This window comes from Paraflavitalea sp. CAU 1676 (assembly GCF_029223285.1).
Lineage (GTDB): Bacteria > Bacteroidota > Bacteroidia > Chitinophagales > Chitinophagaceae > Paraflavitalea.
This window is the reverse complement of record NZ_JARHUJ010000001.1, coordinates 518,626-531,001: the sequence shown is the minus strand read 5'-3', so window position 1 is coordinate 531,001 and position 12,376 is coordinate 518,626. Positions and strand designations below refer to the sequence as shown.

Here is a 12,376-nt window from a genome sequence, read left to right as displayed (position 1 = left end):
GATTTATGGCCCTTTTCAACCAATCGCGTAGTACAGTAGTAAAAATCATTTTCGGCGGCATTTTCCTGGTGATCCTTATCCAACTGCTGTATCTCCAGGTCTTCTCGGGCAAGTACGAGCAACTTGCCATGGACAATGCCGTATTTCCCAAAGTACGTTATCCGGACCGGGGCATCATCTTCGACCGGAAGGGACGGGCCATTCTCAACAACACTATTATGTACGACCTCGTGGTAACGCCCAGTGAAGCGAGGCAAACGGATACTGCCGGGCTTTGTGCAATACTCGGTATCGATACCGCCGAATACAAAAAGCGGATGCTGGAAGCCCGCTTTAAGAATGGTCCCTATCGTCCATCCATCTTCGAAGATCTGTTGACGCCTGAGTTACATGCGCAGCTCGAGGAAAGCATCTGGAAATTTCCCGGCTTTGCGCTCGTAGAGCGTCCCGTACGCGTATATCCCTACCATGCAGCCGCCCATATTCTGGGCTATATCGGCGAAGCCGACTCAACTGTCATCCGACGTTCCAAAGGATACTACCACATGGGCGATTACACAGGTATCACCGGCCTTGAATCTTATTACGAACAAGTGCTCATGGGACAGCGCGGCGTACAGTACATGATCAAAGACAACCGCAACCGGCTTGTCGGCAGCTATGAACAAGGGCGCCTTGATACCGCTGCTGTGGCAGGCCGCAATCTGCACACCTATCTCGATATTGAGCTGCAGCAGCTGGCCGAGAAACTGATCGCTCATAAAGTAGGCGCCATTGTTGCCCTTGATCCCAAAACCGGAGGCATACTCGCGATGACTTCAGGCCCCAGCTATGATCCCAACAACCTAACGGGGCCCGACAAACAGCAGAACTATGGCCATCTCGCATTGGATGTTGCCCGCCCGTTATATAACCGGGGTATCAGGGGGCAATATCCCGCCGGCTCCACCTACAAGCCGCTTGGCGCACTGGTGGCGCTGGAAGAAGGCCTCATCACGCCCGCCAGCGGCTACGATTGCCACGGTGCCTATTTCGGTTGTAACAGACCGGTAAAATGTATGGAAAAATGGGCAGGGCATGCCACCAATCTGCGGCAGGCCATTGCCTGGTCGTGCAATTCTTTCTTTTCAGACATATTAAAGCGAACGATCGACAATCCTACATACCGCAATCCACGCAAGGGGCTCACACAATGGAAAGAGTACATGACCGCATTTGGACTAGGGCATCGCATTGGTGTAGACCTGCCCAGTGAGAATGCCGGCAATATTCCCGACACCAGCCAATACGACAAGGAATACCGCGGCTCCTGGAATTCCTGCACCATGACCGGTGGCGGCCTTGGTATAGGGCAGGATAAAATGACGGTTACGCCCATCCAAATGGCCAATGCCATTTGCATCGTAGCCAACAAAGGCTATTACTACATACCCCACTTCGTTAAATCAATTGCGGGTAATCACAGTCAGGATACAGCCCTGCAGAATAAATACCTTTTCAGGCATGAAGTGCTGACCCATATTTCAGACGACCTGTATGAGGTAGTGATCAGTGGTATGCAGGATGTAGTGGATCAGGGTACAGCGCGGGTTGCGAAGATCCCCGGTATTAATATTTGCGCAAAAACCGGAACCGCGCAAAATAAGACGGTGCTGGATGGCAAGGTGATCGAGTTGAAGGATAACTCTATGTTCGTATGTTTTGCCCCCCGCGAAAACCCGGTCATTGCAATAGCCGTAGTGATCGAAAATGGCGGTACAGGCGCCACCGCTGCTGCCCCGATCGCTTCCCTGATGGTTGAAAAATACATCAACGACACACTGCGTACCGACCGGATAAAAGAAGCAGACCGTATCGCCGGATTGGACCTTATGCCCTCCTACCTGCCCAGGTTACAATATAAGGAAGATTCAGTAAGAGCCTTTCAATGGTTTAAATTTACCAAAGACAGCAGCTATATCCGACGATATCTCTTTGCCCACAGGCGTTAAATGCCATGCAGATCGAAAAATAACCCGCAAATTTGCACCCTGAACGCCTTGTCAACATATAACAAGCGGGGCCTGTTAATGGGCGTTCCTATTGGTCCCTTAACAGTAAAAATCTACGGATGAAAATTATTCCCCTCAGCGAAGGCACTTTCACGATCGACAAGACGAAACTTTTTGTACCCTTTGATACCTCCACCGACGAGTTGCAGGAGCGCCCTACCGGTAGTTTGCTGGTAGAAGTACAACCTTTTGTAGTGATCACCTCCGAAGATGTTTTGTTGCTGGATACCGGACTGGGTTTTACGACACCTTCGGGCAGACTGCAATTGCATGAAAACCTCAGTAACCATGGCATCAACCCTTCGGATGTGACCAAAGTGCTGATGACCCATCTGCACAAGGACCATGCAGGCGGTGTTAGCCATGCTGCGGGCGGAAATACTGGTCTGAGTTTTCCCCGTGCCACCTATTACGTACAACGCAAAGAGTTTGAATTTGCCTTCGAGAAAGGCTTTCCCTCCTATATACCCGAAGAACTCGAACCATTGCGCAACTCACCACAGGTTACCTGGCTTGATGGAAATGGGGTCATTGACGGCTACATCAAATATGAGGTCACCGCTGCGCATAGTCCCTGGCACCAGGTTTACTGGATTGTGGATGGAGGAGAAAGGGTCTTTTTTGGCGGTGACGATGCGCCACAACTACAACAAATGCGCAGCCGTTTTGTGGCCAAATACGATTACGATGGTAAAAAGTGTATGGAGTTGCGTCAGCAATGGTGGAAACAAGGTGAAGAAGAGAAGTGGACTTTCTTATTCTATCATGATGTTAAGAATCCTGTGTGGAACTTTTAGCGTGATGATCTACAAATATACTCATCGTGAATTCCGCAATAGTACAACGTAAAACCCCGCAGGATACATGATAAATGGATATAATAAAAAAGGGGCCCGGATAGAAATCCAGCCCCGTTTTTAAAATCCAATATCCTATGAAAAACCATTGTAAAAATAGTGAATCAAACCCACAAAACAATACCTGATACTGGGTATTTTAAAAAAAAATCTTCCTCTTTATTGACTAGGATTATCCTCATTTTTAACGGGTTACGTAGTTCCTGAAATAAAAAACAAAAGGCACCGTAAAACTACGGTGCCTTTGTTAAACATTATCGATAATCTTAATAGGACCAGAGATCCTGCTCATAATTAAAGATCTTTTCGCGTACATTCTCGCCTTCTAACAAGGCCAGGATGGGATCTTTAATGTATGATTTAATGAATTCATCGTTGGGATTACTGATAGTTGATTTGATGATCCGGCTGGCGAACATGCGGCTTTCGAACAATTCTTCCCAGCTCATGCGGGCACCGTAGTTCTTACCATTGTACACTTCGTGTTTGGCAAAAATGGGCCGCAGATCGGGGTAATACACCCAGAAAACCGGAGAAACGTCACGGAATGAACCGTCTTCGTTGGTGATCGTTTTCAGGGGCGCAATACCAAGGATACGAACGTGCATCCTGGAGGATTCCTTGTCGAACACCCAGTCTTCCTTGATCCAGTATCTTTCAACTTTATCAGGATTGAATTCGTCGATGATCACGGTATCGCGCATGATGCCTTTGGACCCATCGGGGTCTTGCGCCAGATCAGGAACCTGGATAGACTTTGGCTTAGCAACCAGATTTTCAGAGATCTGGGCATAGGTCATCGGCGTGGTAAAACGGTCATCGTCGGCAGAAAATGCTGTAATGCTGTCATTTTTGATAGCGCTCAGCAAGATATTGATAAACCGCTGGTTGCCCTGGTCGCCATCTGCTTTGTACACAAATGGAAGGTTTATCTTTTCGTGCACGTCGATCTCTCTCCATACACGCTGCATGAAGGCCGCATCATCTTCGCGAATGTGCTCGTAGGCAAGGGGAAAACGGTCTTTTACCAGTTGCCTTTCGATGGCATTGTCATTACGCAATGATCTTTTGATCGTTGGTAGTTTAATATCCGCCATCGGAACGACGGGCGCAGGTTTTACGGTGTCCACCGGGGGAGTTATGGCTGCATTGTTGGCAGTCGCATTCCTGTTGGTGGTTGCACCTTTTTTTGCAGTGGTTGTCCGCTTTTTAGTGGTCCTGCTGGGTTTCTTAGCCTGCGCATCGGCTTCGGCCGTAGCGAATGCCATCACTGTGAGCAGCAAACACATTTTGATAATACGGTTCTTCATTATCCCTGATATTTAATAAGTTATTATTTAAGCTGGAACACCATGCTTGGAATCTCCTGTTGTCTTCCGTCGGGACCTACTACCTGGATCGCATCAAAGAATAAGCGGGTACCAGGACCAGTTCGGCTGATCAGTGATTCTGCAGGACCAGACCAACGGTTGCCGCTGTTAACAGCTTCGGCGTAGATCTGGATAGGACCTCCAACCGCACCTACTTTGTAGCTAACTACTTTGTAGGGTGCTTCGAAGTCGGAATCAAGCTTGGCGATCACTGCACCGATAGCTTTCAGCTCGGCAGAAGAGATAGAGCCAGATTTCTTGGTTCCTACGAATGCTGTGGGAGGAGGCAGGAATTTAACCCGCATCGGGAACTCGAATGGCTTACCATCAGCAACCACATTGATCTTGGCCATACCGGGAGCAGTTGGCTTGATGGAGTAGCTATCGCCGCTTTTACGGGTAACAGGCGCGCCACCGGAGAAGCTAACCTTTACTTTCTCGCTACCTACGCTACCACCGGAGATGGTGAGCGGGTTGTCAACTCCAACATACAGCACGTTCATCTTTTCGAGGAACACTGAGGCGCCTGAAGGGATACCTACTGTATAGTTAACTTTCTTATTTACGGTAGCGATAGAGCCGTCGGGCTTGGCGTATTCGATGCGCACGTCTACAGCATGGTCACCGGTTCCGCTGGCGGTAGTCTTGAATTTAGCAGTACCATCGGCATCCAGTGTTTGAGCTGCGCCGTTGATAAAGATCTTAGGCTTCGCTGCGGCACTGAAGGCACCTACACCAGCGGTGATCTCGATCGCGTCGCCGGGCATTGCATAGCTGGTATTAGCTTGCGCGATAGCCTGGAACTGGTCGAATACGATCTTAACCGATCCGATCTGGTTGTGCAGGTAATCTACCATTTGGGCTTCTGTGCTCTTGATATCATTCTGGAATTTACCCAGGATGGTCAAAGCTGCTACAGTAGGCGTCATGTGGAAGTAGTTGGTAGTCCAACCTTTCGCATCATTGCTATACTCTTTACCGCTCTGGCTCTTAGGCACATTCATGTTGATGGGGATAGTCTTGTTGAATCCATCGATATCCTTTTTCAACTGAGCCTGCATGGCTGGATTGTCAGCAAATTCTTCGGGCTTCAACACGCCGATCACATTCTTTTTGTAGGCGGTCAGCTTGTCGTAGAGTTCCTTTCCTTTGCCTTCCTTGTCCATCAGGGCAGTAGGCGCATCCAGGTTATCTTCCGAATAGTGCTCAACACCATCCTTGATCTCGAGCTTGGACTTCTTCTTCACATCCAGCTTCAGACCTTCGATGTAGTTGAACAGATCGGCAGTAATCTTCTTTACTTCTTCGGCTTTAGGAGCCCAGATAGCTGCTTTGGCGGCTGTTTGGGGATCCTTCTTCTTAGCGTCGAAAGATTCGTAGGTTACTTTATTCTTATCGTTGATTACAGCAATGGAGTTATCAATGCTGACATTTACAACTTTAAATGCATTGAGGATTTCAGATGATACGTTGAGTGCCAGGAGCGCTGTTAGCACCAGGTACATCATGTTGATCATCTTCTGTCGGGGCTCTTTGGGTAAACCCATAGATTTAGGTTTTTCAGTTTAAACAATTCGATTTACGGAGCTTCTTAGATTCACGGATACGGGACTTTGGATCACCATTTAATTAGCGGCCTTGCATTGCATTCAGCATGTTGCCGTAGATCGTGTTCAGGCTACTCAGGTTGCCCGACAGTTTGGCAATTTGCTCATGTGCTTTCTTGGCATCATCTACGCTACCCTTCATGGTCTGAGAAGCCTCAGCCAGGTTGCTGTAGAAGGTGTTCATCGCTTTCAGGTGATTGTTGGTGTCCTGCAGTTCCAGTTCATAGATGGCATTCAAAGAACCTAAGTTCTTGGTCAGCACCTGAACCTGCTCATGGAATTGTTTAGTGCTGTCGGCAGCGTGGTTAAAGTGCGTAATGGTAGCAGTAGCTCCCTGATAGGCATTCTTCATTGATTCCAGTGCTGCAGCAGCTTCTGAAGTTTTCTTGGAATAATCGCTGGTAGCTTTTACCACATCAGATACTTCGGCGATCTTATCAACAGAAGTTCCGAGTTTTTTAAAGCCATCGCTCAGCTTGCTCAGGTTAGCAGGAGTAATGTCTGCTTCCTGGAGCATTTTATCCATCTTGTCGAGAGCCGGGTTTCCTGCGGAGCCAGCACCGCCAGCCAGTTTTGGTAATGCTTCAGCCAATGCATGCATTTCTGATCCCGGAGGAGGTAAGATCGCATACACGATGAAGATAACAGCTTCAGTTATAAGGCCGGCTGTTAAGAAGAAGTCAGCAAGCGCCTGGTGAGTAATTTTTTGCCAGGCACCAAAGATTACGATAGCAGCGCCCATACAAACTACTACATTCACCACTCTTTCGGTTGATTTAGAAACTCCAGCCATAATTTAAATTGTTTAAATGGTTAGAAAACGGATTTTTATAGGGTTAAAATTGGAAAAACAATACTATACAATCTTGATTCGGTGCTGAGCACCAGCATCAATTAACGTGTTAAGCAGCCAGTAAAGTACCCGTAAGCAGAAGATTATTTTTTCTGCATAGGAGGTAAGTCAATTACACAACGGAAGCCGATGTAAGACTTAGCAGTGTCCATGTATTCGTAGTTACGGGTGCTGGTTTGCAGGTAATAACCCACATCTTTCCAGCTACCGCCACGAATCACTTTGCGTTTCATACGGGGAGGATCGGCGTCATTCGCATTGAAACGAATGTCGGGGTTCATATCGTGTTGGAAGTTGTAAGCACCTTCGTAATACATGGAGGAGGTCCACTCGGCTACGTTACCCGCCATGCAATACAGACCAAAGTCGTTGGGCCAGTAAGCATCGGCACGTACGGTGTAGAAACCACCATCTTCGGGATAGTTACCGCGACCAGGTTTAAAGTTGGCCAGCAGACATCCTTTCTTGTTTCTCAGGTAATAGTTACCCCAGGGGAACATCGATTGAGAGCGACCACCACGGGCTGCGTATTCCCACTCGGCCTCTGTAGGCAGGCGGAAATCAGACTCGGTAGGCCTTTTCTTGCTCTCCAGAAATGAATTGAGGTATTGCGTTCTCCACTCGCAGAAGGCAGTAGCCTGCTTCCAGCTAACACCCACTACAGGATAATTGCCGAAGGCAGGGTGAGAGAAATAACGCTTTGTCATCGGCTCATTGTAAGAATAGCTGAAATCGCGGATCCAGATAAGGGTATCGGGATAGATGCGCTCATCTTTCTTGATAATGAACTTAGAGCGTGGAATATTCGCATTCTCCCGACGAGCAGCCTCCTTCAGGTCGAATATTTCGGAGTGATAGATCAGTTTGGAAGGATCCAGGTCTTTTTTACCGAACACCCGGTTCTCAGGCGTCAGGATCATCTGATCGATCTTCTCAACGGTGGCCTTGTCGTTCCACTTGATGGTCTTGGCTTTTTTCCAATCGATCAGGAAAACGCCATCTACTTCTTTACCATATTGCAACCTCACAGCGCCAATGGAGTCACGGACCCATTGCACAAACTGGCGGTATTCATTGTTGGTAATTTCAGTAGCATCCATCCAGAAGCCGTTGATGGAGATCTGTTTGTTCTTTGCAGTGTAGGCGTAGTTTACGTCTTCGTCGCTGGGGCCCATGTGGAAAGTTCCAGGTGGGATATACACCATCCCCGGCGGCTTGGTCAGGTTGTACTTGCTTGCCGGCGATACTCCATAGAGCTGGCCATCATTCGGCAAACCTTTAGACTTGCCTCCGAGCTTACAACCAGTGGCAAAGGAAACCATTGCCACCACTGCTGTTAAGGCGGATAGGTTTTTCATTTTCATCATATTAAAGGGTATTGGGCAAAAATAATGTTTTACCGACTTCATCACAAGTTTAGAATTTATTTTTTAGAACTGCAATACAGAACTCCAGCATAGGAATAAACGACGTCTGAAACCAGATTATTGTATCCCAAAAAAGAATAAGTTTTACACAGTTCCCATAAGCCGAATCAATGCATCTGCTTCATTTACAGGCTGTTGACAAGTGTATCCCCGACACAGAAATATCGCTGCGTCAGTCGAATAAGGCTTGTGTCCCAGTAATGGAAAATCTTGGTTAGAGGGTTCAGAGGGAGCGGATTGAAGTACGTGGACAGGGATAAACCGGCGTAAGACATCCGCGCGAAGCATTGCAAAATCCCCGCCAATAATCGCTATCTCCGGGATGTCGAAAGTGAGCGCCTGGACCATGGTGGCCCAGACACCAAATGAACCCGGATAGCGACTGACCGTTTGTTGCAACAGGCTACAGATGCGGACACTCCTCTCTCGCCACTCCGGCACATCAAAAATGATACCCAGGCAATAGAGATTCATGGCCATCACTGCATTACCCGAAGGAACAGCCCCGTCGTACACTTCCTTTTTACGTACGATAATATCGGCCATTCCGGTTGGTGTAAAGTAGAAAAAACCTGTTTCCTCTTCACTGAAGTTATCGAGAACATGGGTTGTCAGCCCTTTTGCCGTATACAGGTAACTGGTATCACCGGTGACCTCCTGTAGCTGCAACAATGCCTGAATCAGGGCAGAATAGTCGTCCAAAAAGGCTGGAAACCGCGCCACGCCTTCCTTGTAAGTATGTTGAAAAGATCCATCCGGATGTTTGAATCGGGCAAGTAAAAACTCCATATTGCGCACCGCTACCTCCCGGTAATGATCGTTGCCCAGAGCTGCCGCTGCCTGGCTATAGGCCGTGTTCATCAACGCATTCCAGCCCAGCAATTGCTTATCATCGAGCAGGGGTCTGATACGCCGGTTACGCGCCTGCATCAATATACCCCGGCACTTGTCCATTTGGGACCATAACTCTTCTTCCGTGATACCATGCTGCAAGGCAAATTCTGCCGGCGGCACTTTGATATTCAGGATGGTCTTATGCTCCCAGTTGCCTTCTTCCGTAACGTCATAAAACGCACAAAACAGGGGAGCTTCCTGCCCCAGTAATTGATCAATGTTGGCTTTGTCCCACACATAAAATCTCCCCTCTTCTCCTTCACTGTCGGCGTCCAGCGCCGCATAGAAGCCATATTCGGGCGACAACATTTCCCTTTCCACGAACGAAAGCGTTTGCCGGATAGCCCGTTCATACAACGGATTTTTGGTCAGTTGAAATGCCTCACAAAGCACCGTCACCAGCAGCGCATTATCGTATAGCATTTTCTCGAAGTGAGGTACCAGCCAGGCCCCGTCGGTAGCATAGCGGGCAAAGCCCCCGCCTAACTGATCGTATATACCTCCCAGTATCATTTTATCCAGGCTCAGGCAGGCCTGTAGCAATGCTTCCTCATTTTTCGTGTGGAAGCAATGCTGAAGCAAAAAGCGAATGGTGAAGGTTTGCGGAAATTTGGGAGCGCCACCGAACCCGCCCTCGAGGCGGTCGGCTGTTTTCATGATGTTAGCGTACATCAGGCGCACCTTTTCCTGCGTAAAGACAGTTCCGGGATCGGAGCCCAGTTCAGTGACGGACTGCATCCCAAATTCGTTGGAGCGTACAAGGTGCTGCGTGAGGTTATCGGCCTGCGATTCTACAGCTTCCTGTTTGTCGCGGTATGCGTTAACAACTCCTTGCAGCACTTCTTTCCAGGAAGGGCGGTTATAAACGGGGCGGGGAGGAAAATAGGTGCCGCCGTAAAAAGGCTTGCCTGCGGGCGTCAGGAATACGTTTAAAGGCCATCCACCGCTGCCGGTCATCGTCTGCACCGCATCCATGTAAATATGATCCAGATCGGGACGTTCTTCACGATCGATCTTGATGTTGATGAAATGTTCGTTCATGACCGATGCCGTGCCTTCGTCCTCAAAGCTTTCTTTTTCCATTACATGACACCAATGGCAGGCGGCATAACCAATGCTAACCAGTATAGGCTTATTTTCTGTGCGGGCTCTTTGAAGGGCTTCTTCGCCCCATGGATACCAATCGACCGGATTGTGGGCGTGTTGAAGCAAATATGGGCTGCTCTCGTCTTTTAACCTGTTGGAATGTTGGCTCATTATACGCTGTTATAGGATGACAGTTTCTGTCGGTTGCGGGTAGGTCACTACCCATTGCAACCAACAAAGGTCATCGCAGTAAGTTAGTTCAGCGTAAAATTATTTTTTCTTCAGCAGACCGGCGAGGTACTGTTCCAGGGCAGCCACCATGGATGGTGCCTGTGGTTGTGGCGCTTTGATATCAAGGGTAAGGCCAGCTTCCTCTATGGCTCTTGATGTGTTGCTGCCAAACGCACCTATGCGGGTACCGTTTTGTTGGAATTTTGGGCAATTGTCAAATAGACTTTTTACACCGCTGGGGGTGAAAAAGCAGATAATGTCAAATTCGTTCTTATCCAGTACTTCCTTTACATCGTTGCTGATGGTGCGGTACATGAAGGGAGTGGCAAATCCGCAATTGTTGTTCTTGAGCCAGTTCACGATCTCGTTATCCTGCTGGTTTTCCGAGCAGGGATAGAGGAACTTCTCGTTCTCTTTGTGTTTGTTTACCACATCGAACATGCTCTTGTTGGTGCCATCGGCGCCATAAAACACCTTGCGTTTGCGGTAGAGTATGAATTTCTGGAGGTATAAAGCGACTGCTTCGGTGATGCAGAAGTACTTAGTATCCTGTGAAACGCTCACCTTCATTTCTTCGCAAATGCGGAAAAAATGATCGATCGCATTGCGGCTGGTGAAGATAACAGCAGAGTATTGGGCAATTTCAATTTTCTGCCTGCGGAACTCCTTAGCGGGAATTCCGTCGACACGGATGAATGGATGAAACTGCAACTCCACGCTATACTTCCTGGCAAGCTCGAAGTACGGTGATTTGTCGGTCTCTGGTCTGGGTTGGGTGATCAATATTTTCTTAATCACACTAATCGAACTAGGATCAGTTGCTACGTGTTTAGCCCCGTTTTTTACCATATTTGTGCCGTATGGATTTGCAAATTAATAACTTCTTTCCACAAAAATCAATAACACCTTGTAAATCAGCAATAGGGGTGCTATTTCGAAGGCGCAAAGGTATACAAAAAAATGGAACCGGCTCACCTTTATTTCGTTTCTGATTGGTTTATAAGCAATTATAAACCTATAAGCCAACGCCAAACCCAGCGTAATGAATGCCAAGGTGATAATTACCGGTAGAAATGACTGGTACGGGAAAGCCACCATGATCAATACCGGCAATAGGAATATACCGACCATTTTATTGACCATAAAGATGATGAAGATATAGGTATCGGTTGCATTACTTACGTTGAATATCCAGCCGATCACCTTCAGGATAATGAATTTACCAAGGTAAACGATCGATACGATCAGGCTGCAATAACCCCACAACAACCACAGGTTGGGTTCTGGTACCACGTTGAAATACAAGGCCGCCAGCGCCATGAACATCCCTCCGGCGCAAAAGAACAGGACGTTCAGGAATAACGAAGGCAGGGGTGTTTGCGACAATTGCTCCCGTAACTGCTGCTGTCGCATGGTGGCGCGGAAGAATAAAGTCGTGATATCATGCAGGTATTTATGGAAAAACAGTCGCACGATGGCATAATAGAACAACAGACCAAACAAAAAATAGAATAATCCATCCGTATTGAAGAAACTATTGCTCTTCAGGAAAAGGACTTTACCGGGACCTTTAATGTTGTAATATGGGTGATTGCGCACTGCGGCCTGAAATCCTTCAAAGGTGTTCTCAACAGGATGGCTCTCTTCTTTGAGCCGGGCTGTCACGAGACTATCACTGGATTTTGCCGCAATCCGGACCAGTGAATCACGATAGATCGAATCGCGCCTGGCGGCTTGCAGCGCTCTTGCCAGAGAATCGGGCTTTTTCCGGACCACTGGCACCTTTCGTACACTCGTATCTTTTACGACCGGTGCCTGGGGCACAGCCGTATCGGGGGGACGCACCGCTGAATCCTGGGCTTGTGCAACGAAGTATAGGGACGACAGGATACAAGAGAAAACGAGTAGTACAATTTTTTTCACCAGCAATAATTGGGTGTGCAAAAGTATTAAGAATCTTTGGAGAACGACAAAGTGCCGTGCTTCATTATTTAAACCCG

Annotated in this window: 9 protein-coding genes; 2 read left to right on the top strand and 7 right to left on the bottom strand. The window is 48.0% G+C overall.

What is annotated here, in order from left to right:
- Positions 1-5: 5 nt before the first annotated feature.
- Positions 6-1,991 carry a penicillin-binding protein 2 gene (gene mrdA, locus P2H89_RS02215; protein ID WP_275824854.1) on the top strand — a complete coding sequence of 662 codons (1,986 nt, stop codon included), beginning with the start codon at positions 6-8 and terminating at the stop codon, positions 1,989-1,991.
- Positions 1,992-2,110: 119 nt separating this feature from the next.
- Entirely contained in the window at positions 2,111-2,848 is a 738-nt protein-coding gene (locus tag P2H89_RS02210) for an MBL fold metallo-hydrolase (protein ID WP_275824853.1), read from the top strand.
- 326 nt (positions 2,849-3,174) lie between these two features.
- Here the strand turns inward: P2H89_RS02210 and gldN are convergent, their stop codons facing one another.
- From gldN to P2H89_RS02175, 7 genes are all read right to left on the bottom strand, one after another.
- Entirely contained in the window at positions 3,175-4,218 is a 1,044-nt protein-coding gene (gene gldN, locus P2H89_RS02205) for a gliding motility protein GldN (RefSeq protein ID WP_275824852.1), read from the bottom strand.
- Positions 4,219-4,241: 23 nt separating this feature from the next.
- The gene (gene gldM / locus P2H89_RS02200) at positions 4,242-5,825 is read right to left on the bottom strand and encodes a gliding motility protein GldM (RefSeq protein ID WP_275824851.1); all 1,584 of its coding nucleotides are present in this window, start codon (positions 5,823-5,825) and stop codon (positions 4,242-4,244) included.
- A gap of 82 nt (positions 5,826-5,907) precedes the next feature.
- Positions 5,908-6,678, bottom strand: coding sequence for a gliding motility protein GldL (gene gldL / locus P2H89_RS02195; protein WP_275824850.1), 771 nt, complete (start codon positions 6,676-6,678; stop codon positions 5,908-5,910).
- A 143-nt stretch (positions 6,679-6,821) separates the two neighbouring features.
- Positions 6,822-8,096, bottom strand: coding sequence for an SUMF1/EgtB/PvdO family nonheme iron enzyme (locus P2H89_RS02190; protein WP_275824849.1), 1,275 nt, complete (start codon positions 8,094-8,096; stop codon positions 6,822-6,824).
- A gap of 153 nt (positions 8,097-8,249) precedes the next feature.
- On the bottom strand, positions 8,250-10,316 hold the full coding sequence (locus P2H89_RS02185) for a thioredoxin domain-containing protein (protein WP_275824848.1): 2,067 nt from the start codon (positions 10,314-10,316) through the stop codon (positions 8,250-8,252).
- 99 nt (positions 10,317-10,415) lie between these two features.
- Positions 10,416-11,174, bottom strand: coding sequence for a uroporphyrinogen-III synthase (locus P2H89_RS02180; RefSeq protein ID WP_275824847.1), 759 nt, complete (start codon positions 11,172-11,174; stop codon positions 10,416-10,418).
- A 75-nt stretch (positions 11,175-11,249) separates the two neighbouring features.
- A complete protein-coding gene (locus tag P2H89_RS02175) occupies positions 11,250-12,299 on the bottom strand; it encodes a DUF4271 domain-containing protein (RefSeq protein WP_275824846.1) in 1,050 nt (349 codons plus the stop codon).
- Positions 12,300-12,376: the final 77 nt, after the last annotated feature.

Excerpts from the sequence above, each read along its gene's own strand:
- P2H89_RS02185 (WP_275824848.1), bottom strand. The coding sequence starts at position 10,316 with ATGAGCCAACATTCCAACAGGTTAAAAGACGAGAGCAGCCCATATTTG.
- gldM (WP_275824851.1), bottom strand. The coding sequence starts at position 5,825 with ATGGGTTTACCCAAAGAGCCCCGACAGAAGATGATCAACATGATGTAC.
- P2H89_RS02190 (WP_275824849.1), bottom strand. The coding sequence starts at position 8,096 with ATGAAAAACCTATCCGCCTTAACAGCAGTGGTGGCAATGGTTTCCTTT.
- gldL (WP_275824850.1), bottom strand. The coding sequence starts at position 6,678 with ATGGCTGGAGTTTCTAAATCAACCGAAAGAGTGGTGAATGTAGTAGTT.
- mrdA (WP_275824854.1), top strand. The coding sequence starts at position 6 with ATGGCCCTTTTCAACCAATCGCGTAGTACAGTAGTAAAAATCATTTTC.
- P2H89_RS02210 (WP_275824853.1), top strand. The coding sequence starts at position 2,111 with ATGAAAATTATTCCCCTCAGCGAAGGCACTTTCACGATCGACAAGACG.
- gldN (WP_275824852.1), bottom strand. The coding sequence starts at position 4,218 with ATGAAGAACCGTATTATCAAAATGTGTTTGCTGCTCACAGTGATGGCA.